Source organism: Promicromonospora sp. NPDC019610, assembly GCF_044389365.1.
Classification (GTDB): domain Bacteria; phylum Actinomycetota; class Actinomycetes; order Actinomycetales; family Cellulomonadaceae; genus Promicromonospora.
In genome coordinates this window covers 1,309,658-1,334,957 of sequence record NZ_JBIRXX010000002.1, presented here as the reverse complement: position 1 = coordinate 1,334,957, position 25,300 = coordinate 1,309,658, and the positions used below count along the sequence as shown (strand labels likewise).

General features: G+C 74.1%; 24 protein-coding genes. 9 read left to right on the top strand and 15 right to left on the bottom strand.

The window, feature by feature from the left end; all coding sequences use genetic code 11:
- Positions 1-34 precede the first annotated feature (34 nt).
- The 3 genes from ACH45N_RS17605 (at position 35) to ACH45N_RS17595 (ending at position 3,940) form a co-directional block, all read left to right on the top strand.
- Positions 35-751, top strand: a complete 717-nt coding sequence (locus ACH45N_RS17605; RefSeq protein WP_397396157.1) for an alpha/beta fold hydrolase — start codon at positions 35-37, stop codon at positions 749-751.
- Positions 752-804: 53 nt separating this feature from the next.
- Positions 805-1,767: an alpha/beta hydrolase gene (locus tag ACH45N_RS17600; protein WP_397396155.1), complete on the top strand. Its 963-nt coding sequence runs from the start codon at positions 805-807 to the stop codon at positions 1,765-1,767.
- 154 nt (positions 1,768-1,921) lie between these two features.
- Positions 1,922-3,940 (top strand): MDR family MFS transporter, encoded by a 2,019-nt coding sequence (locus tag ACH45N_RS17595; RefSeq protein WP_397396153.1) that lies wholly within the window; start codon positions 1,922-1,924, stop codon positions 3,938-3,940.
- A gap of 16 nt (positions 3,941-3,956) precedes the next feature.
- Here the strand turns inward: ACH45N_RS17595 and ACH45N_RS17590 are convergent, their stop codons facing one another.
- The 3 genes from ACH45N_RS17590 to ACH45N_RS17580 all read right to left on the bottom strand — a co-directional run bounded on the left by ACH45N_RS17590 (position 3,957) and on the right by ACH45N_RS17580 (position 7,311).
- Positions 3,957-4,841: a universal stress protein gene (locus ACH45N_RS17590; protein WP_397396151.1), complete on the bottom strand. Its 885-nt coding sequence runs from the start codon at positions 4,839-4,841 to the stop codon at positions 3,957-3,959.
- 96 nt (positions 4,842-4,937) lie between these two features.
- Complete coding sequence (locus ACH45N_RS17585; protein WP_397396149.1) at positions 4,938-6,557, bottom strand: sensor histidine kinase; 1,620 nt, start codon at positions 6,555-6,557, stop codon at positions 4,938-4,940.
- A complete protein-coding gene (locus ACH45N_RS17580) occupies positions 6,550-7,311 on the bottom strand; it encodes a response regulator transcription factor (protein ID WP_397396147.1) in 762 nt (253 codons plus the stop codon). The genes ACH45N_RS17585 and ACH45N_RS17580 overlap by 8 nt, the downstream gene beginning before the upstream one ends.
- Positions 7,312-7,532: 221 nt before the next feature.
- On the opposite strand from ACH45N_RS17580, the gene ACH45N_RS17575 reads away from it, so the two are divergent.
- Genes ACH45N_RS17575 through ACH45N_RS17560 form a run of 4 tightly spaced genes read left to right on the top strand, consistent with a single transcriptional unit; the run spans position 7,533 to position 11,356 of the window.
- Positions 7,533-8,408: a polyphosphate polymerase domain-containing protein gene (locus ACH45N_RS17575; protein ID WP_397396145.1), complete on the top strand. Its 876-nt coding sequence runs from the start codon at positions 7,533-7,535 to the stop codon at positions 8,406-8,408.
- Entirely contained in the window at positions 8,405-9,076 is a 672-nt protein-coding gene (locus tag ACH45N_RS17570; RefSeq protein ID WP_397396143.1) for a DUF4956 domain-containing protein, read from the top strand. The genes ACH45N_RS17575 and ACH45N_RS17570 overlap by 4 nt, the downstream gene beginning before the upstream one ends.
- 11 nt (positions 9,077-9,087) lie before the next feature.
- The gene (locus ACH45N_RS17565; RefSeq protein WP_397396141.1) at positions 9,088-10,809 is read left to right on the top strand and encodes a CotH kinase family protein; all 1,722 of its coding nucleotides are present in this window, start codon (positions 9,088-9,090) and stop codon (positions 10,807-10,809) included.
- A complete protein-coding gene (locus ACH45N_RS17560) occupies positions 10,766-11,356 on the top strand; it encodes a hypothetical protein (RefSeq protein ID WP_397396139.1) in 591 nt (196 codons plus the stop codon). Before ACH45N_RS17565 ends, ACH45N_RS17560 begins: the two co-directional genes overlap by 44 nt.
- Here the strand turns inward: ACH45N_RS17560 and ACH45N_RS17555 are convergent.
- The 3 genes from ACH45N_RS17555 to ACH45N_RS17545 form a co-directional block, all read right to left on the bottom strand.
- Positions 11,353-11,649: a hypothetical protein gene (locus tag ACH45N_RS17555; RefSeq protein WP_397396137.1), complete on the bottom strand. Its 297-nt coding sequence runs from the start codon at positions 11,647-11,649 to the stop codon at positions 11,353-11,355. The genes ACH45N_RS17560 and ACH45N_RS17555 overlap by 4 nt on opposite strands.
- A complete protein-coding gene (locus ACH45N_RS17550) occupies positions 11,649-12,929 on the bottom strand; it encodes an anion permease (RefSeq protein ID WP_397396135.1) in 1,281 nt (426 codons plus the stop codon). The genes ACH45N_RS17555 and ACH45N_RS17550 overlap by 1 nt, the downstream gene beginning before the upstream one ends.
- An 86-nt stretch (positions 12,930-13,015) precedes the next feature.
- Positions 13,016-13,288, bottom strand: a complete 273-nt coding sequence (locus ACH45N_RS17545; RefSeq protein WP_397396133.1) for a zf-HC2 domain-containing protein — start codon at positions 13,286-13,288, stop codon at positions 13,016-13,018.
- Positions 13,289-13,499: 211 nt separating this feature from the next.
- On the opposite strand from ACH45N_RS17545, the gene ACH45N_RS17540 reads away from it, so the two are divergent.
- Positions 13,500-14,468 (top strand): endonuclease/exonuclease/phosphatase family protein, encoded by a 969-nt coding sequence (locus ACH45N_RS17540; protein ID WP_397396131.1) that lies wholly within the window; start codon positions 13,500-13,502, stop codon positions 14,466-14,468.
- Here the strand turns inward: ACH45N_RS17540 and ACH45N_RS17535 are convergent.
- The 9 genes from ACH45N_RS17535 to ACH45N_RS17495 form a co-directional block, all read right to left on the bottom strand.
- Positions 14,438-15,901 carry a hypothetical protein gene (locus ACH45N_RS17535; protein ID WP_397396129.1) on the bottom strand — a complete coding sequence of 488 codons (1,464 nt, stop codon included), beginning with the start codon at positions 15,899-15,901 and terminating at the stop codon, positions 14,438-14,440. The genes ACH45N_RS17540 and ACH45N_RS17535 overlap by 31 nt on opposite strands.
- On the bottom strand, positions 15,898-17,322 hold the full coding sequence (locus ACH45N_RS17530) for a CHAT domain-containing protein (RefSeq protein WP_397396127.1): 1,425 nt from the start codon (positions 17,320-17,322) through the stop codon (positions 15,898-15,900). The genes ACH45N_RS17535 and ACH45N_RS17530 overlap by 4 nt, the downstream gene beginning before the upstream one ends.
- Positions 17,319-18,764: a hypothetical protein gene (locus ACH45N_RS17525; RefSeq protein WP_397396125.1), complete on the bottom strand. Its 1,446-nt coding sequence runs from the start codon at positions 18,762-18,764 to the stop codon at positions 17,319-17,321. The genes ACH45N_RS17530 and ACH45N_RS17525 overlap by 4 nt, the downstream gene beginning before the upstream one ends.
- Before the next feature lie 11 nt (positions 18,765-18,775).
- A complete protein-coding gene (locus tag ACH45N_RS17520; protein WP_397396123.1) occupies positions 18,776-20,161 on the bottom strand; it encodes a hypothetical protein in 1,386 nt (461 codons plus the stop codon).
- A 93-nt stretch (positions 20,162-20,254) separates the two neighbouring features.
- Positions 20,255-21,709: a CopD family protein gene (locus ACH45N_RS17515; RefSeq protein WP_397396121.1), complete on the bottom strand. Its 1,455-nt coding sequence runs from the start codon at positions 21,707-21,709 to the stop codon at positions 20,255-20,257.
- A 59-nt stretch (positions 21,710-21,768) separates the two neighbouring features.
- The gene (locus ACH45N_RS17510; RefSeq protein ID WP_397396117.1) at positions 21,769-22,335 is read right to left on the bottom strand and encodes a DUF305 domain-containing protein; all 567 of its coding nucleotides are present in this window, start codon (positions 22,333-22,335) and stop codon (positions 21,769-21,771) included.
- 105 nt (positions 22,336-22,440) lie between these two features.
- Positions 22,441-22,929 (bottom strand): DUF6153 family protein, encoded by a 489-nt coding sequence (locus ACH45N_RS17505; protein ID WP_397396115.1) that lies wholly within the window; start codon positions 22,927-22,929, stop codon positions 22,441-22,443.
- A gap of 40 nt (positions 22,930-22,969) precedes the next feature.
- On the bottom strand, positions 22,970-23,914 hold the full coding sequence (locus ACH45N_RS17500) for a hypothetical protein (protein WP_397396113.1): 945 nt from the start codon (positions 23,912-23,914) through the stop codon (positions 22,970-22,972).
- Between the two features lie 27 nt (positions 23,915-23,941).
- Positions 23,942-24,580 carry a hypothetical protein gene (locus ACH45N_RS17495; RefSeq protein WP_397396112.1) on the bottom strand — a complete coding sequence of 213 codons (639 nt, stop codon included), beginning with the start codon at positions 24,578-24,580 and terminating at the stop codon, positions 23,942-23,944.
- Positions 24,581-24,743: 163 nt separating this feature from the next.
- On the opposite strand from ACH45N_RS17495, the gene ACH45N_RS17490 reads away from it, so the two are divergent.
- On the top strand, positions 24,744-25,130 hold the full coding sequence (locus ACH45N_RS17490; protein WP_397396110.1) for a VOC family protein: 387 nt from the start codon (positions 24,744-24,746) through the stop codon (positions 25,128-25,130).
- The last annotated feature ends 170 nt before the right edge of the window (positions 25,131-25,300 follow it).

Genomic DNA, 25,300 nt, shown 5'->3' with positions numbered 1-25,300 from the left:
TGCTCCCGCGGTCGTCCCGCGGAAAGGAACCTCCATGTCATCCACTCCCACCGTCGTGCTGGTGCACGGCGCGTTCGCCGACGCCGGCAGCTGGACCCCGGTCACGCGCGCGCTGCTCGACCAGGGCTTCCGGGTCGTCGTCCCGCCCGTGCTGAACCGCTCGCTGACCGGCGACGCCGCGTACGTGCGGTCCGTCGTCGAGGCGATCGACGGCCCCGTGCTCCTCGCCGGCCACTCCTACGGCGGCGCGGTGATCACGGTGGCCGGCGCGGCCGAGAACGTCGTCGGCCTGGTCTACGTGGCGGGCTACGCGCTCGCCGAGGGCGAGAGCCTGGGCGAGCTGCAGGGCGGCTTCCCCGACTCCGACCTCGCGGCCCATCTCGTCTACACGCCGTACCCGGTCGACGGCGGCGAGCCGGGCACCGACGTGTCCGTGGCCGTCGACGCGTTCCCCGCGGTCTTCGCCGCCGGGGTGCCGGACGACGTCGCGACGGTCCTCGCCGTGTCGCAGCGCCCGCTGTCGGCCGTGGCCTTCGGCGAGGCGGCGCCGATCGCCGCCTGGCGGACCAAGCCGTCGTGGGGGATCGTCGCGGCCGCGGACCACACGATCAACCCCGACGTCGAGCGCTTCGGCTACGAGCGCGCCGGCGTGCGCGAGAGCGTCGAGCTCGACGCACCGCACCTCGTGATGCTCACCCACCCCGCCGAGGTCGCCGCCCTCATCGCGCGGGCCGCGGGCCAGACCGCCTGACGGCACCGCCCGCCCCAGCACACCAGCACCACCCCCGGAACGAAGGAACCACCATGACCGCCAACCCCCACAACCTGTCCCTGGAGCCCGCCGCCCAGGCGTTCGCCGAGGCCACCGACAACCCGCCGTACCTGTACCAGCTCGCGCCCGAGGAGGGCCGCAAGGCCGTCGACGACGTGCAGTCGAGCGAGATCTTCAAGCCCGAGGTCGACGACGTGTGGGTCACCGTCGAGGGCGGGCCCACCGGCACCGTGCCGGTGCGGGTCGTCCGGCCCGCGGGCGCGCAGGGCCCCCTGCCCGTGGTGCTCTACGTGCACGGCGCCGGCTGGGTGTTCGGCGACGCGCACACGCACGACCGCCTCGTGCGGGACCTCGCGATCGGCGCGCAGGCCGCCGTCGTCTTCCCCGAGTACGACCGGTCGCCCGAGGTGCGCTACCCCGTCGCCGTCGAGCAGGCCTACGCCGTCGCGCAGTGGGTCACCAAGGAGGGTGCCGACCAGGGGCTGGACGGCAGCCGCCTGGCCGTGGCCGGCGACTCCGTGGGCGGCAACATGTCCGCCGCCCTCACCCTGCTCGCCAAGGAGCGCGGCGACGTCACGTTCCGGCAGCAGGTGCTGTTCTACCCGGTGACCGACGCCGCGTTCGACACCGGCTCGTACCGCGAGTTCGCCACCGGGTACTTCCTCACGCTGGAGGGCATGCGCTGGTTCTGGGACCAGTACACGACCGACCCGCAGGAGCGGGACCTGATCACCGTCTCGCCGCTGCGTGCCACCGAGGAGCAGCTCGCCGGGCTGCCGCCCGCTCTGGTCATCACCGCGGAGGCCGACGTGCTGCGCGACGAGGGCGAGGCCTACGCCGCCAAGCTCCGCCGGGCCGGCGTCGAGGTGACCAGCGTCCGGTACGGCGGCGTCATCCACGACTTCGTCATGCTCAACGCCCTGCACGACACGCACGCCGCCCGCGCCGCCGTCACCCAGGCGTCCGCGACGCTCCGGTCCGCCCTCCAGGACTGACCGGGCCGGCACCGACCGAGCCTGGCGCGGGGAGGGACGCCGCACCGCCGGCGCCCTCCCCGCGCCGACCCGCGCGGGCCGTGACAGTCTGCCTCGGGGGGCACACGCACGCGGCACGCGGGCCTCGCCGTCCACCGGACCCGGGAGGCACCGCATGACCGCACCGAGCGCAGCGGCGGAACCGCAGACGCTGCCGCAGGCCAGGGTCTGGGCCATCTTCGCCGGCCTCATGCTCGCGATGCTGCTCGCCGCCCTCGACCAGACGATCGTCGCCACCGCGCTGCCCACGATCGTCTCCGACCTCGGCGGCGCCGAGCACCTGTCCTGGGTCGTGACGTCCTACATGCTGGCCAGCACCGCCACCACGGTGCTGTGGGGCAAGCTCGGTGACCTGTTCGGCCGCAAGACCCTCTTCATCGCCTGCATCCTGATCTTCCTGGTCGGGTCGATCCTGTCCGGCACGTCGCAGACGATGGGCCAGCTCATCGCCTGGCGCGCCGTGCAGGGCGTGGGCGGCGGCGGGCTCATGGTGCTGTCCCAGGCGATCATCGGCGACGTCGTGCCGCCGCGGGACCGGGGCCGCTACCAGGGGCTGTTCGGCGCGGTCTTCGGCGTCTCCTCGGTCGCCGGCCCGCTGCTCGGCGGGTTCTTCGTCGACAACCTCGACTGGCGCTGGGTCTTCTACGTCAACATCCCCGTCGGGATCATCGCGCTGGTCGTCGTCGCCTCGGTGCTGCCCCGCATCATCACGGACACACGGCCCCGCATCGACTACGCGGGCATCATCCTGCTCGCCGCGATCTCGACGGCGGTCGTGCTGGTCACCAGCCTGGGCGGCACCACCTGGGAGTGGAGCTCCGCCCCCGTCTACGCCATGATCGCGCTCGCGGCCGGTGGGCTGGTCGCGTTCATCGCCGTCGAGCGGCGCGCGCCCGAGCCCGTGCTGCCGCTGCACCTGTTCCGCAACCGGGTGTTCTCCGTCTCCGCGGTCATCGGGTTCGCGGTCGGCTTCGCGATGTTCGGCGCCATCACCTTCATCCCCCTGTACCTCCAGACGGTCAAAGGCTCCACGCCCACCGAGTCCGGCCTGGAGATGACCCCGATGATGCTCGGGCTGCTCATCACGTCCATCGGGTCCGGCCAGCTCATCTCCCGCACCGGGCGCTACAAGGTCTTCCCGATCGCCGGCACGGCCGTCACGGCCGTGGGGCTGTACCTGCTCTCGCTCATGGACCAGGGCACCACCACGCTCGAGGCGGGCCTGAGCATGTTCGTGTTCGGCGCCGGGCTCGGCATGGTCACCCAGGTGCTCGTCATCGCGGTGCAGAACGCCGTGAGCTACCGCGACCTGGGCACCGCCACGTCCGGCACCACGTACTTCCGCACCATCGGCTCGTCGGTGGGCGTCGCCGTGTTCGGCACGATCTTCGCCAACCGGCTCGCGGCCGAGGCCGCGACCTCCGTGCCGGACGCCGCCCAGGGTGTCTGCGGACCCGCGGCGCTCACGGCGTCCACGCAGGCGCTCGCGCAGTGCCCGCCCGACGTGCAGACCTGGTTCCTCGACGCGTACACGAGCGCGCTGCACGTCGTCTTCCTGGGGGCGGTGCCCGTCGCGGCGCTCGCGTTCCTCCTCACGTGGCTGCTGCCCGAGGTGGAGCTGCGCACGGCCACGCGGGGCGGCGACGACGAGGCCGGCCACGCGACGGGCGCCACGTTCGCGCTCCCGTCGTCGCGCACCTCGCTGGAGGAGCTGCGCCTGATCCTGTGGCGCCGCGTCGGCAAGCGGGACCCGCTGCGCGTCTACGACCTCGTGGCGCAGGACGTCGGCCTGACGCCCGGCCAGGCGTGGATGCTCACCCGCGTCTCGCTCAAGCGCACCCGGTCCGTGCGGCTCATGGCCGAGCGGACCGGGCGCGCCGAGGACGTGGTGCGGGACGTCGCGGACACCCTGGCGACCCGCGGGCTCGTGACGGTCGACGGCGACACGGTCCGGGCGCTGCCCGCCGGCGACGTCGTCGCGGAGGCGATCCGGGAGGCGGAGCGGGAGCGGCTGCGGCGGTACGTCGAGCAGTGGCCCGGCGGCGACGAGCCGGAGGTCACCGAGCTGGTGGACCAGCTCACGCACCAGATCCTGGCCGACCGGACGGACCAGGCCGGCACGCCCGCCGGCTGACCTCCGGACCCCGGCCTCAGGTGCGCGACGGGACCACGGCTACCGGGCAGGGCGAGTGGTAGATCAGGGCCTGGCTGGTCGAGCCCAGCAGCAGGCCGCGGAACCCGCCCCGGCCACGGGATCCGACCACCACGAGCTGGGCCTTCGCGGCCTCGTCGAGCAGCGCCCGGTTCGGGGCGTCCCGGACCAGCACCTGCTCCACGTGCACGTCCGGGTGCCGGGCCTGTTCCTCGGCCAGGGACGCCTCCAACAGCTCGGCCTCCTGCTGCTCGATCACCGGCCACGGCCCCAGCTCCAGCTCCCAGCCGTTCGGTACGGGCAGGTCGCTCCAGGCGCGGACGGCGACCAGCGGTGCGTGGCGGGCGTCGGCGGCCTCGAAGGCGAAGGAGAGCGCCGGCCGGCCGGCCGGTGATCCGTCCACGCCGACGACCACGGGCGCGTCCGCGGCGGCCGTGGCCGCCCGCTCGCCACGCACGACCACGACCGGGCAGTACCCGTGGGCCGCGAGCGCCACCGCCGTGGACCCGATGACCAGTCCGCTGAAGCCGCCGAGCCCGCGCGAGCCGAGCACCATCAGGTCTGCCGACGCCGAGTGCCCGATCAGGCGCGCGGCCGCCGAGCCGGTCGCCTGGAGCAGCTTCGTGCGGACGCCGGGGGCGGCCTCTTCGGCGTCCGCGGCGGCGGCCTCCAGCCAGCGGTGGCCCTCCTTGACGAGCTCGTCCTCGTAGGACCCGAGCGCCGGCGCGTGGGGCACGGCGGCGGGGACCGGTGTCCACACGCTGAGGAGCACGAGGGGCACGCCACGGCGGACGGCCTCCTGTCCGGCCCACCGGACGGCCTGCGTGCTCGACGCCGATCCGTCCACACCCACCACGACCGGCCTGCTGGTTGCTTCCGTCATCGCTACGCGCTCCTCACGGACGTCCGGTGACCACCACGACCGTTCCTTCTTAGCACCGCGGGCGCGTTCCCGAGACCGGGAGGGTGGTCGTGGCCGTCACCGGGGGTCGCGCGGCAGCCGCACCGTGAACGTGGTCCCGGTCGCCGTGTCCTCGTCGGCGACGCCCTCGTCGGCCGTGCGCGACCGGACGGCGATGCTCCCGCCGTGCTCGGTCACGATGGCGTCCGCGATCGAGAGGCCCAGGCCGGTCGACCCGCCGTTGCGGTTGCGTGCCACGTCGCCGCGCGTGAACCGGTGGAAGAGCGAGGGGCGCAGCCCGGCGGGGATGCCGGGCCCGTCGTCGGTGACGTGCAGGACGACGGCGTCGCCGTCGCGCAGGAGCCGCACGCGCACCTGCGTGCCCACCGGGGTGTGGGTGCGCGCGTTGGCGAGCAGGTTGGCCACGACCTGGCGCAGGCTGGCCTCGTCCCCGGTGACGACCAGCTCGTCCGACCCGTGCGCGTCGTCGTCCGGACCGCCGCCGTCCTGACCGCCCGGCAGCTCCAGCCTCCAGCCGTGGCCGGGGCTGGCCGCGTGGGCGTCCATGACGCCGTCGACGGCGAGCGCGGCCAGGTCGACGGGCGCGCGGTCGAGCCCGCGCCCGGCGTCGAGCCGGGCCAGGAGCAGCAGGTCCTCGACGAGCCCCGTCATGCGCACGGCCTCGGACTCGATGCGGTCCAGGGACCGCGCCGCGGTGGGCGGGAGCTCCTCGGGGGCGCGGTGCACGAGCTCGGCGTACCCGCGGATCGACGCCAGGGGCGTGCGCAGCTCGTGGCTCGCGTCCGCCACGAAGCTGCGCACCTGCGTCTCCGAGTCGTGCCGGGCCTGGAGCGACAGCTCGACGTTCTCGAGCATGCGGTTCAGCGCGGCGCCGACCTGCCCGACCTCGGTCCGCTCGTCCGTGAGGGTCGCGGGCACACGGGGGATGGCGTCGATCGCGCCGCGGGAGAGCTCGAGCTCGGAGACGCGGCTCGCGGCGTCCGCCACGCCGTCGAGCGGCCGCAGGGAGCGGCGCACCAGCCACGCGCCGACGCCGACGGCGGCCAGCAGCGCGGCGACGCCGAGCGCCACCTCGACCAGCACGTAGCGGTGCACGGTCGCGTCGACGGTCGCGGTGCTGGTCGCCACGACCAGCGGCTGGTCGTCGTCCGTGGTGACGTGCACCGCGCGGAAGGTGCCGAGGCCGTCGAGCCGGACGTCGTGCGGGTGCCCGTCGGTGGGGACGGCCAGGAGCTCGGCGATCTGGTCGTCGTCGAGGGCCTCGCGCTCCAGCGAGGTCGTGACGTGGTCGGCGAGCACGGGCTCGCCGTCCACGTAGCGCACGACGGCGCTGCCGGGGCCCAGGCCCGGCGGGAACGCGGGCCGGGTGGTCGTGCCGGAGGCCTCGCCCGGCGCGGGCACCGGCAGGGCGGGGAGATCCCCCGGCTGGAGGTCGGTGGCGTCGTCGCCGGGGGCGGTGTCGCGGAGCTGGATCTGCACGGGGCCTTGCGTCAGCCGCTGGCTCGCCTGCTCCAGCTCGGTGTCGAGCTGGCTCAGGAGCTGGGAGCGCAGCACCGCCGTCGACGCGACGGCCAGGCCCACCGTGACCACGAGGACGACGGCGGCGAGCACCAGCACGAGGCGCCGCCGCAGCGCGGTGGGCCGGCGGGGCGCGGTGGGCGCGGTGACGTCAGGCACGCGCCTCGTCCGTGACCTGGGTGGGCCGCAGCACGTACCCGACGCCGCGCAGCGTGTGGATCATGGGCTCGCGCCCCTTGTCGATCTTGCGGCGCAGGTAGGACACGTACAGCTCGACGATGTTCGCCTGCCCGCCGAAGTCGTAGTTCCAGACCCGGTCGAGGATCTGCGCCTTGGACAGCACGCGCCGCGCGTTGCGCATGAGGTAGCGCAGCAGCTCGAACTCGGTGGCCGTCAGGTGGATCTCCTCGCCCGCGCGCCACACCTCGTGCGCGTCCTCGTCGAGCGCCAGGTCGCCCACGGACAGCACGCCGTTGCCGCTCTGCGCCGCCGCACCCCGCCGCCGCAGCAGCCCGCGCAGCCGGGCGACCACCTCCTCCAGGCTGAACGGCTTGGTCACGTAGTCGTCGCCGCCCGCGGTGAGGCCCTTGACCCGGTCCTCGACGGCGTCGCGCGCCGTGAGGAACAGGACCGGGACGCGCTCGCCGTGCTCGCGCAGCCGGCTCAGCACCGTGAGCCCGTCCATGTCGGGGAGCATGATGTCGAGCACCACGATGTCCGGGGCGGAATCGCGGACCGCGCGGAGCGCCGAGGCGCCGTCCAGGACGGCGGTGACGTCCATCCCCTCCAGGCGCAGCGCGGACGTGAGGAGCTCGGTGAGGTTGGGCTCGTCGTCGACCACGAGGACCCGGACGGGCGACCCGTCCGCGCGCGTGGGACGGGGCTGGAAGGTGCCGGCGGGTGCGGAGGTCATCGCACCAGCGTGCGCCGCGATCCCGTGCTGTTCCTGGGCCGAACCTGTGCGTTGGCTATGCGTCCGGGCCGGGCGCCGCGAACGTGGAGTCGATCCACGTTCGCCTCCACGTTTCCAGCGGACACAAAGATTCACCCGGCAGGGTCGGCTTCCTCAGTGTTCATCTGCTGGTCAGACGCCGTTCATGTCGGCGTCCGGCCGCCGACGAGAGGAACGGACCCGTGCGACCTCAGTCCGCGAGCTCGGCCCGCACCGCGACCGCCAGTCGGCTGCACGCCTTCAACCGGTTCGAGATCAAGTATCTCGTGCCGCAGGACCAGGCCGACGAGCTCCGCGCCGAGCTGGTGCGGCACATGGACGTCGACGCCTACTCCGGCGACGCGGGCTACCCGATCACGAGCGTCTACTACGACACGGCGCACCTGAAGTTCTACTGGGAGAAGATCGAGGGCCTGAAGTTCCGGCGCAAGCTGCGCGTCCGGCACTACGGCACCGCCGACGACCTGACGCCCGAGTCGGACGTGTTCGTGGAGATCAAGCAGCGCGTCAACCGGGTCACCCAGAAGCGGCGGGTGTCGCTGCCCTACCGCGACGCGCTGGCGCTGTGCTCGCCCGAGGGCTACGAGCCGACGGGCGCGATCAGCACCCGGGAGCGGGCCTTCCTGGACGAGGTGTCCACCCTCGTGGGCGAGCTCGACCTGCGCCCGACCGTGACGACCGGCTACCACCGCGAGGCGTGGGTGGGGCGCGAGGCGGACCTGGGCCTGCGCGTCACCCTCGACCATCGGCTGCGCGGCCGTGACCGCGACTTCCACCTCTCCTCCGAGAGCGTCAACAAGCTCACGCTGCCGCCGCGCCTCTCGGTGCTGGAGGTCAAGGCGAACGAGCGGGTGCCCGGCTGGGTCACCGACCTGACGGCCCGGATGAGCCTCGACGTCGTCCGGATCTCGAAGTACTGCCAGAGCGTGCAGGCGTTCGGTCTCGCGCCCCGCTCGACGATGCACGCCCCCGACGAGGTCGACGCGATCCTGCTCGACCCGACCACCCCCACCGGCGTCGCCGACGCCACGACCCGAAAGAGTGTTCTCGCCCGATGAATCTCCAAGACCTCAGCGGAACCTTCTCCGTCTTCGACGTGACGATGACGCTGGTGCTGTCGTTCGTCCTGTCCGCCGCCATCGGCTGGGTGTACAAGCGGACGCACCGCAACATCTCCTACAGCCAGTCCTACGTCCAGACGCTCGTCATCATCGGCATGGTCGTCGCCGTCATCATGCTCGTGGTCGGCTCGAACATCGCCCGCGCGTTCGCCCTGGTCGGCGCCCTGTCGGTGATCCGGTTCCGCAACGCGATCAAGGAGACCCGCGACGTCGGATTCATCTTCCTGGTGATGGCGATCGGCATGGCGGTCGGCACCCGGTTCTACCTGCTGGCGGCCGCCGCGACGGTGGTCATCCTGCTCGTCGTCTTCCTCATGCAGCGGTTCGACTGGTTCAAGCTCGACATCCAGCGCCAGGTGGTCAAGGTTCAGGTACCGCCGGAGTCCCGGTACCAGCAGGACGTCGCCGACGTGCTGGTCCGGATGACGCGTGAGTTCGAGCTCGTCAGCGTCGAGACCGTGCGCGGCGGGGCGCTCACCGAGCTGTTCTACTCCGTGCGCCTCAAGCCGGGGGTCACCACGGCCGAGATCATCGAGGCGCTCAGCGAGATCAACTCCGGTCAGAAGGTCACGGTCCTCACCGGCTACGACCAGTCCGACATGTGAGGAGGGCGACCATGACCCTGGCAGACCTGCGCAAACGCCTCCCGGTGCGGCTGCGCCAGCACTGGATCCCACTGACCGCCGGCCTGGCAGGGGTCGTGGTCGCCCTGACCATCTTCGGCGACGTCACGGTCCGGCCGTACTCGACGAGCTCGGCCGCCGTCACCGACGAGGAACGCATCACCCAGGACATCGAGGGCACGGTCGACCTGTTCGACGACTCCGTGAGCCACGAGATCTCGCTGTCCTACTCCCAGGACGACTACGACCGCATGCTCGACACGTACTTCGCCGAGGGGGAGAAGGAGTGGATGACGGCCGACCTGACGGTCGACGGCACCACCATCGACTCCGTCGCGGTACGGCTCAAGGGCAACTCCACGCTGTCGTCGCTGGTCGACGACCGCCCGGGGTCCGAGACCCGGGGCGAGCGCGCCCCGGGCGGGATCGGCGGGGGAACGGGCGGCGAGATGCCGGAGGGCGGCCAGATGCCCGGCGGGGGTCAGATGCCGGAGGGCGGTGGCGAGATGCCGCAGCTGCCCGAGGGTGGGCAGATGCCCGGTGGCGACGGTGGTGCCGCCGGTGGCTTCGCCGGCACGGGCGCCTCGCTGACCACGGAGGAGCCGGAGAACCTGCCCCTGCTGGTCAGCTTCGACGAGAACCAACCCGGCCGGGCCTACCAGGGCATGACCGAGCTCTCGATCCGACCGGCGAGCGCGGCGAGCACGTCGTCGCTCAACGAGGCCGTCGCGCTGGAGCTCACCGAGCAGTCGGGCCAGCCCACGCAGGACTGGTCGTTCACGACCTACGCCGTGAACGACCGGCCGACGACGACCCGCCTCGTCGTCGAGAACCCCGACCCGCAGTACGCCGCCGAGCTCGACGGCGACGGGGTGCTCTACAAGCTGCTGTCCACGAGCTCGTTCACCTACCAGGGTGACGACCAGACCGAGTACACGGACGACTTCAAGCAGGTCAACCTCAACGGCAGCCAGGACCTGCAGCCGCTCGTGTCGTTCCTCGAGTGGCTCGACCGCGCCTCCGACGAGGAGTTCGCCCGCGACCTGGACCAGTGGCTCGACGTCCAGTCGTTCGCGACGTACCTGGGCACCCAGGACGTGCTCGGCAACTTCGACACCATGTCGGGCCCCGGCCGGAACGCCTACCTCTACTACGACCTCGACACGAAGCTGATCAGCGTCGTGTCGTGGGACCTCAACCTTGCACTGGGCGGCATGTCGATGCCGGGCGGCATGGGCGGCGGTGCCGCGGGCCCCGGTGGCGACGCCGCCCAAGGGGCCGGTGGAGGCGGGATGCCCGAGGGCATGGAGCTCCCGGAAGGAATGGAACTTCCGGAAGGCATGGAGCTGCCGGAGGGCTTCGAACCGCCCGAGGGCTTCGAGCTCGGGGGCGAAGGCGGGGGCCCCGGCGGCGGCATGGGCGGGGGCATGATGGGCGAGAACGCCCTGGTGACCCGGTTCGAGGAGAACTCCGACTTCGCCGCCCTGATCGACCAGGCCGTCGGCGACCTGACGACCGAGTGGATCGACAGCGGCAAGGCCGCCCAGCTCGTGGCCGAGGTCGCCGCGCGCGTCCCGGTCACGGACGCCGTCGACCAGGCGACGATCGACGCCGACGCCGAGACCGTGCGGGGCGAGCTCGTCGCCACGGACGAGGCCACGGACGACGCAGGTGTTGCTGACCCGGCCGGCGGGTCCGCCGCAGGGAACGGGTGACCGAGCACCGGGTGCCTGCGCCGCCGCCGGCGTCGCGCAGAGCACGTTCTTCAACTACTTCGGCAGCAAGGACGCCGCCATCCTGGGGCGCCCGCCCCACCCCACGCCCCAGGCGGTCCAGGCGTTCGTCGACGGCGACGGGCCGCTGCTCGGCGACCTGCTCACCCTCCTGGTGACGGGCGCGCTGGACGCCGTGGGCAACCTGGAGCTCTTCCGGCGCAGGTTCGAGCTGATCGACGGCAACCCGGAGCTTCGCGCGCGGGAGCTGGACCGGTCCGAGGCGTCCGGCTCGTGGCAGCACGACGCCGTCGAGCGCCGGCTGCGCCGGGACCCCCGCCTGACCACGACCGAGATCGCCGAGCGTGCCCACATGACCTCGGCGCTCGCCGCGAGCATCGTGCGGCACGCCCTCTGGTCGGCCCGGCGGACACCCGCGGCGGAGTGGACCGAACACCTCCGGCGCAGCCTCGGGCGCGCGCACAGCCTCCTGGTCCGGGAGCTCCCGCCGCGGACGCCGCTCCGCCGTACCCGGCCGCGAACGTCCTAGTGCCCGCCGGAGACCACGACGAACAGGCCCGTGGCGACCGCCGCGACGACGAGGGCCAGGCAGAGGACCGCTCCGGCCAGCCGCGCGGGGCCGGGGCGCGGGATCGCGACGGCGACGGCGTCGTCCGGCGAGGTCCGGCGGGCCGCCGCACGGGCCGCGGCCTCCTCGCGCTCCCGGGCCGGGCCCGCCAGCAGGCGCAGCCCCAGCGCGAACAGCGCGGGGATGCCCGCGCCCACCAGCACACCGGCCACGAGGACCTGGCCCAGCGCGCCCCACTCGATGAAGTCGCTCATCAGTTGTCTCCCTTCGACGGGGTGTCGGCACCCGGGGTGCTGATCGTCCCCACGGACTCGATGGCCGGGCCGACGGACGACGCCGTCACGAGGGCGGGCACCGGGCCGACGCGCTCGCCGCCCGCCTCGCCCGTCGTGGCGGCGACGGACTCGATGGCCGCGCCCCGGTCCTCGTCCCACTCCTCGTTCACGTTGGTGTGGTCCACCGGCTTGCGGCGCGAGACGAGCCAGATGGCCGTGGACGAGATCACCAGCACGCCGAAGACGGCGAGCGTGCCGGCCGTGCCGCCGATCACGGACTCGATCCAGTGGCACAGCGCGCCCACCAGGCCCGCCGCCGGGAGGGTGAGCATCCAGGCGACGAACATCCGCCCGGCCACGCTCCAGCGCACCTTCGCGCCCGGCATGCCGACGCCGGAGCCGAGCACCGAGCCGGTGGCGACGTGCGTCGTGGACAGCGAGAAGCCGAAGTGGCTGGAGAGCAGGATGACGGCGGCCGACGACGTCTCGGCGGCCATGCCCTGCCGGGTGTCGATCTCGACGAGCCCCTTGCCGAGCGTGCGGATGACCCGCCAGCCGCCCAGGTACGTGCCGAGCGCCATGGCGATCGCACAGCTCAGGATCACCCACAGGGGCACGTCCGAGTCGGCGGGCACGGCGCCGCCCGCGATGAGCGCGAGCAGGATGATGCCCATCGACTTCTGCGCGTCGTTGGTGCCGTGCGCCAGCGAGACGAGCGAGGCGGAGCCGATCTGGCCCCAGCGGAAGCCACGGTTGGTCAGGTCCTGCGGCACCCCGCGGGTCAGCTTGGCGACGCACCAGGTGCCCAGGCCCGCGACGGCGATCGCGATGAGCGGGGCGAGCAGGGCGGGCACCAGCACCTTGGACACCACGCCGGTCCACAGCACGCCCGAGGTGCCGACGGCGGCCAGCACGGCGCCGACCATGCCGCCCACGAGTGCGTGCGAGGAGCTGGACGGGATGCCGAGCAACCAGGTGAGCAGGTTCCAGACGATGCCGCCGACCAGGCCGGCGAGCACGACGGGCAGGGTGATGACACCGGCGTCGACGATGCCCTTCGCGATGGTCGCGGCGACGGCGAGCGAGAGGAACGCTCCGACGAGGTTGAGGACGGCGGACAGCGCGACGGCTGTCTTGGGCTTGAGCGCACGGGTGGCGATGGAGGTGGCCATCGCGTTCCCGGTGTCGTGGAAGCCGTTCGTGAAGTCGAAGGCGAGCGCGGTCACGACGACGAGCGCGAGCAGGAGCGTTTCGGTCACGGCCCCGATTTTGCGAGGCGAACCTTGGGGTGATCTGCGTTTTCCACTGGTATCAAGGCGATGTTCCTTCATCGTTCATCTGATGTTCACCTGGGAGCAGTCTCGATGGAGTGGGCAGGGCCGGCGCTCCGGGTTCCAAGGGGGGCGCCCTCGAGCCGCCGGGCGTCCGCGTTGCGCCGTGCCCAGGCCACCTGGCGCACGTCGATGAACGCGCGGATGCACCCGGGGCACCGGTCGATGTGGGTCTCGAAGCGGCGCAGGCTGCGCGGCTCGAGGCGTCGGTCGAGGTAACCCGGGATCGCCGCGCGCGTGGACCGGCACTCCTGCTGGTCGAACCGCGCAGCCTGATCGAATCGCACAGCACCGCTGGACGTCACGTGAACCTGCCCCCTGCGCACACGTTGCCCGGTTTCTACCGGCTGACAGCAGTCTCGCCCTGGATGCGGAAGCATCGAAATTTAGCTGTGATATCACCTGTTTCATCCGGGTCCGGCGGTATCAGTCCCCGGCCGGGCGCCCTCTTGGCAGGTAGCGGTACCTCCCGATCCCTCCGCATGCAGGTGATGTGCCATGACCACGACCATCGCCCCGCCGCCCGGGCCGGTTCCCGGGGCGGTCACCGGCGACGTCGACCGGATGCGCGCCGCGCTCGCGGCCCAGATCCCGGCCAAGACGACCAAGAACCTGCTGATCGGCACGTGGAACCTCCGCGCCTTCGGCGACCTCACGCACAAGTGGCAGTCCGCCCCGGACGACAGCCCCAAGCGGGACTGGCACGCGCTGGCCTGCATCGCCGAGGTGGTCCAGCGCTTCGACGTGACGGCCGTCCAGGAGACCCGGCGGGACACGACGGCGCTGTTCGCGCTGCTGAGCCTGCTGGGCCCGCGCTACCAGGTCATCGCCTCCGACGTCACCGAGGGCGGCCCCGGCAACGGCGAGCGCCACGCCTACGTCTACGACTCCGGGCGCGTCCAGGCCTCGGGCCTGGTCGGGGAGCTGGTGCTGCCCAAGGACGCGCGCAACGACGACGTCGACCAGTTCGCCCGCACCCCGTACGCCGCGGGCTTCGTGCGCGGCGCGACCGAGTTCATCCTGACCACGGTGCACGTGCTGTGGGGCGAGGCGCCCGCCGACCGGGTCGGCGAGCTGACGGCGTTCGCCACGTGGATGCGGGGCTGGGCCGACCGGCCCGACGACTGGAACCACAACCTGCTGGTCCTGGGCGACTTCAACCTCGACCGGCTCGACGACCCGCTCTTCGCGGCGTTCGTCTCGACGGGGCTGTGGCCGCCCGCGGAGCTCGGCGCGGTGCCGCGCACGATCTTCGACGACGACAAGGACCACCACCAGTACGACCAGATCGCCTGGTTCAGCGACCCCACCCGCCCCGGCGCGCCGTCGCTCCTGGACGGCCTGACCTACACGGGGCACGGCGGCAGCTTCGACTTCCTCCCGCACGCGCTGCGGGACCTGACCAAGGGCCAGGTGTCGTGGCGCCTGAGCGACCACTACCCGCTCTGGCTGGAGTTCCTGGCCTGAGCCGCCCGCGCCCGAGCGGCCGGCGGCAGGGGGATCGCGACGGTGGGATCGCCGAGGATGACGGTGCTGGCGCGGTCGTGGGCCGTCACGCGGCTGTAGACCAGCAGGTCGAGGCTGGGCTTCGCCGCGGCCCCGAAGGTGGTCTGGTACTCCTTCTCGGCGAGCTGGTAGCCCTGCAGCAGGGCACCGATGGGCCGGTACCAGGGCTCCATGGCGTAGCCCACCGGCTTGCCGAGGAACAGCCGCGCGTACAGTGCCTCGCGCAGCTGCGCGGTCAGCGGTTGTGCGTTCGGCGGAAAGCTCAGCGTCCAGTTGAACGTGGGCTCGACGTGCCCGACGAACGCGCGCAGCGGCTTCTTCGCGCCGAGCAGCGCCCGGGGGAGCGGCGAGGTCAGGGCGCCGAGCGCGGCGACGCCGTCGAACGTCCGGGCCAGGTCGCCGTCGAACAGCCCGGCGTAGGCCGAGGGGCTGTCCGCCCCGGCGGAGCAGCAGGCCTGGGCGAACCAGATCGCGCCGTCGGGCTGCCAGGCGCGTAGCAGGGTCTCGGGGTCGAGCGCTGCGTGGTCGTGGTCGACCGGTTTGCCGAGGTCGGCGCGCAGCCGCGCCGGGTCGGTCAGCGGCCCGGTCTGGCCGTGGCTCGTGGTGACGACGACGGCGGGCCGGGCCGTCGTCAGCGCGTCGGTCAGCGCGGCGACCGTGGCGGGCACCGCGCGCCCGTCGACGAAGGTCGGCGTCAGCTCGGTGTCGGCGCTCAGGTCGCCGCTGAGCGGCTCCGCGACGACGTCGCGCATCAGGGTGGTGATCTCGCCCATCCGGTGGTCCACCGCCCAGACCACGGGCCGGGACCACTGGGCCGCCGAGTCCCGCCACTCGCCGAGCAGCGCGTCGACGTAGCGCGTCAGGGCGGGGCCCGTCAGGTCGAGCCGGCCGACGTGCCGCACCGGGTTGAGGATGTACTGCACCCGCCACGGGACCTGCTCGGGGCTGCCGTAGATGAGCAGGAAGGCCGGCAGCTCCCCGGCGTCGGCGCCGGCCGGGGCGGCCGGCACGAAGGGCTGGGCGTCGCCCGCGTAGTCGGTCAGGGTCCACAGCGCGTAGCCGCCGGCGGGCCGGTACCGGAACACCCGGCCGGAGCGCGCCGCGACCAGGCGCCGGATGTCGGCGGGCAGGTCGCTCATGGCCACGAGCTCGTCCCGGGTGGCGCCGTCCGGCTCGCGGGCCACCAGCCCCCAGCCGACGTCGGGGTGCCGCCAGTCCCACGGGTCGGCCGGGGCGGGCCGCGCCGTCCGCTCGGCGACCGTGAACTCCTGGGTGAGCCAGGGCCGCACGTCCTGGGCGAACCGCCCCCCGACCGGGGCGGTGCCCGACCACGCGTCGGTGGTGATCTCGTAGCCGGGGTCGACGGCGGGGGCGGTGCCGGGAGGGATGCTCACGACGGCTCCGCCAGGGCCTCCGGCGTGACGCCGAGCAGCGCGGCGAGCTCGGCGATCCGCTCCGTCGCGCCGGCGCGGAACGCCACGCCCTGGCCCGGTGGCAGCGTCGCGAGCAGGCTCTGCAGCGCCGCGACCTCCAGGCGCCAGGTCCGGGCCTGCTCCGGGTCGACGCGCGGCGCGCCGTCGTCCCGCGCGGGCGTGAGCTGGAGCTGGAACTCCTCCCAGCGCAGGTAGAGCGCCGGCAGGGTCCACTCGCGGCCCTGGTTCCGGGCCTGTGTGGGCGACAGCCCGGCGCCCAGCTCCGTGACCAGCCGGTTGCGGGCCGCCACGGTCAGGGCCGCCCAGTCCAGGGGCGCCGACAGCGTCGCGCCCGCCTTGGTCCGCGTGGTCAGCTCGCCCAGCAGGGCGCCGTACAGGCCCTGCGTCAGCGTGCTGGCCACGGCGCTCCGGATCGGCTCGCGCATGCCGACGGCGGCGGGCGCGACGCCCTGGGTGACGAGGTCGCGAGCGAGGGACGTCGCCCCGTCCCCCGACGAGGCGGCGCCCTCGCAGCAGTTGAGGACGACGAGCCAGGGGCCGCCGTCCGTGTCCCAGACGAACTTGGCGAACTGCTCCTTCTCCAGGGCCAGGCCGATCCCGGGGGTCGCCGAGGCCCAGTCCTGCTTGAGGGCGAGCCGCACGTGCGGGACGGGCTCGGTGGAGCCGTGGCAGAACAGGTGCAGCACGTGGGGCTTGAACTCGCCCACCAGTGTGACGAGGTCGTGGTGGTCCGGCGGCACCAGGTGCACGCCCGCGATCTCGGGGGCGGTGCCGGCGTCGACCTCGGCCTGCAGGCTCGTCGCCAGCTCCTCCTCGCTGACCACGACCAGGAGGCGGGCCATGCCCGGCCCGGCCTCCAGGGCGGCGGCCCGCAGCTCGCGCAGCTCGGCCGCGGCGCCCAGGCCCAGGCACGACAGGAGGGCCATGATCCGCAGCGGCGGTTCGAGCTGGTACAGGGGCACCGGGGGCGCCGTCGTCCGCACCACGCGGGCCAGCGCGTACTTGTCCTCCAGCGCCAGGTACGGCCCGCCGCCGGGGAACCGGAGGGCCTCCCACGGCAGGCTGTCCGCGCCGCTGCGCGGCAGGATCTCCGCGTAGACCGGGAACCGGCGGTCGGCGCTGTGCAGGGCCACGGCGAGCTGGTCGCCGAGCTGCTCGTGCGCGGCGAGCGCCTGGAAGAGGCGGTCGCCCTCGCGGGCGTTGACGTCGGCGTCCTGGGCCGGGGTGTCGGCTGCCCCGCCGCCGTCGCCCCCCGCGGCGTCGGCCGGGCAGTCGAAGGTCCGGTCGAGGGCCTGGTCGTCGACGGGTTCGACCAGCCGCACCAGCGGCGTGGTCGCGCCCTCCTCGCCGAAGGCGGAGAGCTGGAAGACGACGCGGCTCATGGGGCACCCTCTTCCGGTGGTGCGGGCTCCTCGGGCGGCGGGGGAGCTGCCTCCTCGGGGTACGCGAGGTGCACGTGCTGCTCCAGCAGGGCGGAGACGTTGTTCAGCGCGTCCACCGCGGCCTGGTCGACCGGGAGGTCGGCCGTGTAGGGGAGCCAGCTCATCTGCAGCTGCTCGATGCTGCGCGACGCCGAGGCGACCCAGGAGTCGCCGTCCACCTCGACCGCGGCCTTGCGCGTGGCCTCGTGCAGGAACGCGGACCGCCCGTCCGTGCGGAGCATGAGCCCGTCGGTGAGTGTGCGCAGGTCCGTGGTCAGCGGCTCGCCGGGGGGCTCCGGGTCGGGGGTGACCTCGACGAACAGCGGGTGTACCCAGGCGCTCATCGCCGGGAACGGCGCCGCCAGCGGGGCGGACGGCGTCAGCGCCGTGCGCAGGCTGCGGCCGAACTGCTCGCCGCCCGGGTCGGCCGCGACGTCGTGCACGGCCGTGACCCCGGGCCGGGACTGGGCCACGTAGTCGGCGAGGTCGCGCAGTCCCGCGGCGCTGTCGCTGCCCGGCGGGTCGGACAGCGCCAGGCCCACGGCCCCGACCCGCGTGAGCAGCTCGATCACCTCGACGGCCTCGACGAACGTCGCGGGGCCCTCGTCCGTCGTCGGCGACCCGGCCAGCGCCAGCGCCCCGCGCCCGTCGGACAGGTGCCCGTGCGCCACGAAGTGCACGACGTCGAGCCGGCCGCCCTCGACGGCGGCCAGGATCCAGGTGAGCCACGGGTTGGCGATCGCGTGGGGACCGGCGGGAGGAACGGCCGCGCGCCGCGCGGCGGCGTCGCGCTCCACCGGCACGTGCACGACGACGTCGCCGCGCCCCAGCATCGGGCGGACGGCGTCGCACGTGGCCGCGTACCGGTCGGCGTCGGTGAACAGGTGCACCGTGACGTGCCGGCCCGGGGTGTCGACGTACTGGTGGGCGAGCTGCGCGACCACCTGGGCCGGGTCGAACCGGACCGCCGGGAAGGGCGAGCTGGAGCAGATCGCGACGTCGAGCTGCACCCCGGGCTTCTGCGGGCGCACGGGATGGAACGGCAGCCGGAACAGGGGCCGGCCCAGCCCGGCGAGCAGCCGCTCCCACGGCAGCACGTGCACCAGGCCGCGCGGCACGGGGAACTCCAGCCACAGGGCGTTGTGCGGGGGCAGCGGCGACGTGCCGAGCTGCTCCGCCGCCGTCGCGAGCTGGGTGACGACCGCCACGGGGACGGTCAGGTCGGCGTCCCGCACGTGCTGCACGGCGCTGGCCGGCAGGCCGAGGTCCGCCAGGGGGCAGCGCGCGACCTCGGTGGGCCGGCGCCGCCCGCGCACCGTGGCGAACACCGCCTCCGAGGTGGCCAGGTCCACGCTGATCCGCAGGGTCGGCAGGTCGATCTCCGACCGCAGGGTCTTCGCCATCGACGACCCCCTCACCCGTCCGCGTGCGCCGCGGCCCGGATCTGGCTCAGCAGCGCCCACGCGGTCTGGTCGGACTGGACGGCGCCGTGGCCCGGGATGCACCACGTGCCGTCCACGCCGATCACCTCGTACCGCCCGTCGACGGCGTGCTCGCCGATCGGGTAGTGCTGGCCGACGTCGGGCATCCGGTCGATCTGGAGCGCCTCGGCGCCCACGCCCCGCGGGCCGTAGCCGCCGAGGGCCGCGAACCGCGACGGCGGCAGCCCCGCGATCTGGGCCTCGCCGAGGTCCGCCCGGCGCCGGAGCGCAAGGTGGAACACGCGCGTGAGCGGCAGGTCGTGGGCCGACCGGGTGGTGATGACCGGGTTGCGCACCCGGTCGAACGCCGGCCGGTACCCGCCGGGGTGCCCGTCGACGTCGCTCGCGAAGGCCCAGGCGGACAGCGCGGGCTGCAGCAGCAGCACCGAGTCGACCGGCCGGCCGGTCCAGGGGCCGTTGCACACGGCGGAGAGCACGACCCGCCCGCCGTACGAGTGGCCCACCAGGTGGATCCGCGCGGACGTCTCGTCGGCCAGCCGGCGCAGGGCGGCGGCCACGCCGGCGCCGCCCACGCGGCCGGCCCGGTCCTTCATCTGGCGCACCGTGGCCAGGCGGATCCCGGAGCGGATCAGCTCCAGCGGGTTGAACCCGGCGACGCGGGGAGCGGCGGCGGGGGTGTCCTCAGGGCCGGCGTCGTCAGGGATGATGCCGCCGGGGCGCACCGGCTCCGGCTCGATCCGCGCGAGCGTGTCCTCCCAGACGGCGCGGAGCGCGGGCCCGTCCGTCCGGGCGCCCGCCGCGCCGGTCTCGTCCGCGTCGGCGACGGGCAGGTGCGCGAGGATCTCGGCGGCCAGGTCGGCGCGGTCCCCGCCCACCTCCGGGTCGGCCGGTGCGGGGTCGGTCAGCGCGGGGTCGGCCAGCAGGGCGTGCAGCTCGCCGCTCAGCTCCGGTCCGAGGTCCGTGCCCAGCACGGCGAGCTCGTCCGCGAGCTCGCCGACCAGGCCGTCGCCGCCCGCCGCGATGTCAGGTCCCTGCTCCCACGGCATGACCAGCGCGGCGCTGGGCCAGAACACGCCCACGTACACGGGGCGGAACGGGCGGTCCGCGGCGGGCGGGTGCGCCCGCAGCACCGTGTCGAGGTGGTCGAAGAAGTCGTCGTACCGCGAGGTGGCCGCCAGCCAGTCGTTGTTCCAGCCGTGCGAGAGGACGACGAGGTCGGTGGCGTTCCGTGCGTCCTCGACCAGGGCTTCCAGGGACCGGGGCGACGTCAGGGTGCCCCGCGCGTCGAACTGGAGCACGTACACCGGCACCGGCCCGTGCGGACCCTGCCGGACGGTCCAGGGGATGTTCGTGGACATGGCACCATCGCCTCTTCTGCCGCTGCCCCCTGCCAACAGCTCTCATAGGTGCGGAGCCGACGCCCTTCGTGTTGATACCGCTCCGGAGCGACCTCACCCGGGTGCCTGGACGGACGCCGCCACGAGCCACGCCGTGAGCAGCACGACGGCGAGCATGAGCGCCGTCTCCCGGTGGGCGCTGCGGCGCAGCGCCTCGCCCGCGGTGCGCGACCGGCCGGCGTGCCGCACCACCGCCCGGCGGCGTGCCGTGAGCCGCGGGACGACGCGGAGGTGGTTGTGCGTGCCGATCGCCGCGACCAGCACGACCACGGCGACCTTGGCCAGCAGGAGCAGCCCCCAGGTGCTCTCCCAGAGCTGCGCCGGGCGGTCGAGGATCCCGACCGCGAGCAGCACCCCGGCCACGCCGACCACCGCGAGGGAGAGGCCTGCGACCACGGAGAAGCGGGCCCCCAGCAGCGCGGCGTCCAGGTCGCGCCCGTCCCGACGCCGGGCCCGGAGCAGGAGCGTCAGCGTGACGACGCCGCCCACCCAGACGGCGGCGGCCGCCAGGTGCGCCACGTCCGCCGTCACCACGAGCCACCGGGGCTCGACGGTGTTGCTGTGGCCGCCGAGGACCTGCCCGGCGCCGGCGAGGGCGGTGCCGAGCGCCGCGGGCCACGCGCCGGGCAGCGTGCGCCAGGCGCCCACCGCGACAGCGACCCCGCCGGCGGCCTGGAGGCCCACGTCCCAGCGCGTCGTCCCGGCGAGCGAGTCCCCGATCGCGGACGGCGAGCCGGCGGCGGCGAGGTCGCCGTGCGCCACGAGCACCGCGCCCGCCAGGACACGCACGACGAGGCCGCCGAACAGCAGCACCCCTGACCAGCGGACCAGCCGCAGCACGTGCGGCACGTCCGCCTCGTCCCGCCCGCGCAGCACGAGGCCGGCGAACGCCAGGGCGCCCCCGGCGACCAGGCAGCCCCACAGCGCGGCGGCGCCGCCGAGCCGGGCGACGGCCCCCGCGGCGTCGGTCGCGGGGGTGCCCATCGCGGCCGGGTCGTGGCCCATGTCGTGACCCGTGCCGTGGCCCGTGTCGTGGTCCGAGCCGCTCATGCCGCTCATGTCGTGGCCGGTGCCGCCTTCGGGCGTCTCGCTCGCGGCCGCGCCCGCCACGGTGAAGCCGAAGGTGCCCTCCAGGGGGTGGCCGTCCTGCGCCGCGGCCGTCCAGGTCACGGTGTACGGGCCGGTGGCCAGGGGCGCGGCCGGGACCGCGACCAGCACCAGGCCGTCCTCGGCCGGGGCGACGTCGGCGGGCACGACGCCGTCCGGGCCCTCGATCACCACGCCGTCGCCGAGCACGCTCACCGGCAGGGTGAACCGCAGCGCGACCTCGGTGACCGGGCCGGGGGCCGTCGACCCGGCGGCGGGTACCGACGACTCCAGGCGCGTGTGCGCGGCGGCGGGAGGCGCGCAGCAGAGCGTCAGGACGAGGGAGGTGAGCAGGGTGAGCAGCGTGGCCGCCGCCCCGGTGCGGACCGCGCGAGGGCGCGCTCCGGTGAGCGAACTGCGCATGGGCAGGCTCCTTCGGGAGGGGGTGGTGCGCCGGCGACCGCCGGCGCACCACCCGGCGGTCACATCGAGGCGAGGAGCTCTTCCATCGTCTCGATCTCGGCGGCCTGCGTGTCGACGATGGTCTGCGCCATCTCGACCGCGGCCGCGTCCTGACCGTCCTCGACCTGGGCCTGCGCCATCTCGACGGCGCCCTCGTGGTGCACGATCATCTGCTCCAGGAACAGCCGGTCCGCCGCGGGGCCGGTGGCGGCGGCGAGCGCCTGGAGGTCCTCGTCGGACATCATGCCGTCCATCCCGGCGTGGCCCCCGTGGTCGCCGGTGGGCTCGGCGCCCCAGGTGTCGAGCCAGCCGTCGAGCGTCTCGATCTCGGGGGCCTGGGCCGCCTTGATCTCGGTGGCCAGCTCGGCGACCCGGGGGTCGGCGTCGGGCCGGGCCAGGACGGCGTCCGCCATCTCGATCGCCTGCTCGTGGTGCGGGATCATCATCTGCGCGAACATCACGTCCGCGTCGCCGTGCCCGGCGTGCTCGCCGGCCGCGGTGTCCTGGCCGGGTTCCGCGGAACCCGCGCAGCCGGTGAGGGCCAGGGCGGCGGACAGGGCGATCGCGGGCAGAAGGGTGCGCTTCATGGGGTCTTCCTCTGGTTTCGTCTCGGGGTAGCACTCACCGGCGCGACGGCGCTGGGGCACGGTCGCGCTCTCGGGCCGGCGCGGGGGTGCGCGCCGGGGCCGGGTCTACGTCCGGGAGATGCAGAGCTGGTGCAAGGAGGGGGCCGCGGGGTCGCGGAGGCCGGCGAACGCCGGAGCCAGGGACGCCGCGAGCTGGAGCGGGGCCCGCCACAGCAGCCGCCGTGCGGGCGCGACCAGTGCGAGGAGCGCGACGAGGACCATGAGGCACATCGCCATCGCGGCGTCGTGCCCGCCACAGCCGTCGCAGCAGGAGCCGTCGTCGCCGGCCGCGTGGTCGTCCGTCGCGGCGGCCCGGACCAGGACGGGTCCGGTGCCGGCCTGCACCGTTGCCGTCTTCGCCGTGCCGTCCTGTGCGAGCTGCTCCGACACGACCGCGGTGTCCTCGTGCGGCACCGCGTGCCCGTGCGAGGTCGGCGAGCCGCTCATCGAGTGCATCGTGACGACGCCGAGGATCACGGTGAGGATCGCCAGCGCTCCGACCAGGCCCTGCCGAGGCCCGGTGAGGGCCGAGCGGAGGAGCGGGAGCAGGCGCACGCAGGGAGGCTACCCGATCTGCGGGGGGTCACGAAGCACCTCAGCAGGCGCCGCCCGGATCGGCCGTGGGTCCCTGACGTGCCTCGCCGTCGGGTGACGGGCTCAGGTGGTCGAGCCGGACGTCGTCGGACACCGGGACCGACACCACTCCGGCGTCCGCCGCCGACCAGGCGCGCGGGATCAGCACGTACCGGCCGCCCGAGGCGGCCATGAGGACCAGGCCGTCGTACCGGTAGCGGAACCCGTCCGCGCCCGCCGGGCACGCCGTCGCGGTGACACCCGGCCCGACGATCTGCAGGTCCACGGTGCTGCGCAGCACGACGGACGAGTCCCGCGGGAGGCCGTCGGCGAACTGTGCGGCGCGTGCGTAGCCCACCGCCGCGGAGTAGTCCGCCGCGGCCCAGAACAGGGCCACCGCCACGAGCGCGAACATCGCGCCCCACTCGGCGAGCCGTGCCGTCTGCGACGGCGGGACCCAGGACTCGTCGTCACGGCGGCGCATCGCGCGCCGGCGGCGCACGGCCAGACCGAGCAGCAGCACCCCGCCGGCCAGGCAGAGGGGGGCGACCCACGACGGCACCCAGGCGGCCAGCCCCGCCCCCGGCCGGAACGCCTGGACGAGCCCGAACAGGGCCAGGACCGCTCCCACCAGGCCGGCCACCCGCACGACCCAGCGGTCGACGTCGGGCCGGGAGCCCCCGGCGCGGGACCCGCCCCTGACCCACAGCGCCACGAGCACGCCCGTGGCCACCACCGCGAGCGGGATGAGGAGCCCGTCCTGCGCGAGGTAGAGGTAGTCGGTCGTGGTCAGCCCCAGGGTCGAGACGTCCACGCCGAAGTACTCGAAGAAGAACGTGATCTGCTTGCGGCCGAAGAAGTACAGCAGCGCCGTGATCAGGGTGACGGGCGCGATGACCTCCGTGGCGACCCGCACGATCCGGCCGATGTCCCGGCCCACGTCGGCCGGTGCGTCCTCGTCGGGCACGCTCCTCTCCCGACCGCTCATCCCGGGTTACCCCTGGCCGCCCTCGGCGGGGCTCTCGTCCGTGCCGGTCGGCTCGTCGGTGGTTTCCTCGGTGCTTCCGTCCGTGCCGCCGTCCGTGGTCTCGTCGGTCGGACCGCCGTCGGTGCCGTTCTCGCCGTCGATGCCGTTCTCGCCGTCCGCACAGTCGTCGGGGTCCCCGAACAGCGTCAGGGTCTCGCCGATCTCGATCACCTCGCCGAACGCCGGGTCGGAGCCGGAGTAGATGCAGTCGCTCACGGCGGGCTCGAAGGTGATCTCCACGCACAGGTCCCCTTCGGGACACTGGTCCGCCAGCGCGCCTGCCGCGAGGTCGGCGATCTCGGACACGGTCTGGTCGCCGCCGGCCCGGTCCAGCGGGCTGCCGAGCCGGATCGGCGAGGGCTGCGCCCCGCCGCCACCGCCTCCGCCGCCGCCGCCACCGCCGCCGCCGCCGTTGTCGCCACCACCACCGCCGTCCTCGCCGCCGCCGCCGTTGTCGTCGGTGCTGTCGGTCTGCTCGGTGTCGTCGCCCGCGGAGTCGTCGCCGTCCCAGGTGCAGGCCGCTCCCGCCGGGAGCACGAGCGCCGCGAGCAGGGCCAGCGGTGCGGCCCGGCGCCACACCGCACGTCGTGTCGTCTGGTGTCTCATCAGGCGCACCTCCTCGTCCGCCTACCCGGAGGGAGTCGCGCCGGACACCACGTGATACGGCCCGCGGCTCCGTTCCGCGTGTTTCGCGGGTGAACCGCGCCGATGAGTTCCGCCGCGCCCCGCCGTCAGCCACGGAGCACCGACCCCACGAAAGGAACTCACCATGGTCACCACGCTCCGCACCTTCAGCGGCTTCTCGGTGGACGACGTCGACGCCGCCCTCCGCTTCTACCGCGACACCCTCGGCCTGCCCGTACGGGCCAACGACATGGGCGGCCTCCAGATCGACCTGACCGAGGGCTCGTCGGTGTTCGTCTACCCCAAGGGCAAGGACCACACCCCGGCGTCGTACACCGTGCTGAACCTCGTGGTGCCGGACATCGACGCCGCCGTCACGGAGCTGGAGGCAGCCGGGGTGAGCCTGCTGCGGTATCCCGGCTTCGAGCAGGACGAACGCGGCGTGGCCCGCAGCACCGACCCCGCCCAGGGGCCGACGATCGGCTGGTTCACCGACCCGGCGGGCAACGTCTTCGCGCTCATCCAGGAGTGACGGCCCGGAGTGACGGCCGAGTCCGCGGCCGCGCGTTTATCACCCGGGTAAGTCGCCCGCGGGGCCGATCCTGGCCTGCGGCCGCGGCCCGGGCGGCGGATGCTGGCTGAGGGCGGGGCCGGCGGGCGGCCCCGCGGGGCGTGCCTCGCCGAGGCGGGCCCACCGGACGG

Bases quoted from the DNA above. Each gene is read 5' to 3' on its own strand.
- ACH45N_RS17555 (WP_397396137.1), bottom strand. From the start codon at position 11,649: ATGAGCGACTTCATCGAGTGGGGCGCGCTGGGCCAGGTCCTCGTGGCC.
- ACH45N_RS17600 (WP_397396155.1), top strand. From the start codon at position 805: ATGACCGCCAACCCCCACAACCTGTCCCTGGAGCCCGCCGCCCAGGCG.
- ACH45N_RS17510 (WP_397396117.1), bottom strand. From the start codon at position 22,335: ATGAAGCGCACCCTTCTGCCCGCGATCGCCCTGTCCGCCGCCCTGGCC.
- ACH45N_RS17540 (WP_397396131.1), top strand. From the start codon at position 13,500: ATGACCACGACCATCGCCCCGCCGCCCGGGCCGGTTCCCGGGGCGGTC.
- ACH45N_RS17565 (WP_397396141.1), top strand. From the start codon at position 9,088: ATGACCCTGGCAGACCTGCGCAAACGCCTCCCGGTGCGGCTGCGCCAG.
- ACH45N_RS17515 (WP_397396121.1), bottom strand. From the start codon at position 21,709: ATGCGCAGTTCGCTCACCGGAGCGCGCCCTCGCGCGGTCCGCACCGGG.
- ACH45N_RS17570 (WP_397396143.1), top strand. From the start codon at position 8,405: ATGAATCTCCAAGACCTCAGCGGAACCTTCTCCGTCTTCGACGTGACG.
- ACH45N_RS17590 (WP_397396151.1), bottom strand. From the start codon at position 4,841: ATGACGGAAGCAACCAGCAGGCCGGTCGTGGTGGGTGTGGACGGATCG.
- ACH45N_RS17605 (WP_397396157.1), top strand. From the start codon at position 35: ATGTCATCCACTCCCACCGTCGTGCTGGTGCACGGCGCGTTCGCCGAC.
- ACH45N_RS17490 (WP_397396110.1), top strand. From the start codon at position 24,744: ATGGTCACCACGCTCCGCACCTTCAGCGGCTTCTCGGTGGACGACGTC.
- ACH45N_RS17525 (WP_397396125.1), bottom strand. From the start codon at position 18,764: ATGGCGAAGACCCTGCGGTCGGAGATCGACCTGCCGACCCTGCGGATC.
- ACH45N_RS17530 (WP_397396127.1), bottom strand. From the start codon at position 17,322: ATGAGCCGCGTCGTCTTCCAGCTCTCCGCCTTCGGCGAGGAGGGCGCG.
- ACH45N_RS17495 (WP_397396112.1), bottom strand. From the start codon at position 24,580: ATGAGACACCAGACGACACGACGTGCGGTGTGGCGCCGGGCCGCACCG.
- ACH45N_RS17520 (WP_397396123.1), bottom strand. From the start codon at position 20,161: ATGTCCACGAACATCCCCTGGACCGTCCGGCAGGGTCCGCACGGGCCG.
- ACH45N_RS17580 (WP_397396147.1), bottom strand. From the start codon at position 7,311: ATGACCTCCGCACCCGCCGGCACCTTCCAGCCCCGTCCCACGCGCGCG.
- ACH45N_RS17595 (WP_397396153.1), top strand. From the start codon at position 1,922: ATGACCGCACCGAGCGCAGCGGCGGAACCGCAGACGCTGCCGCAGGCC.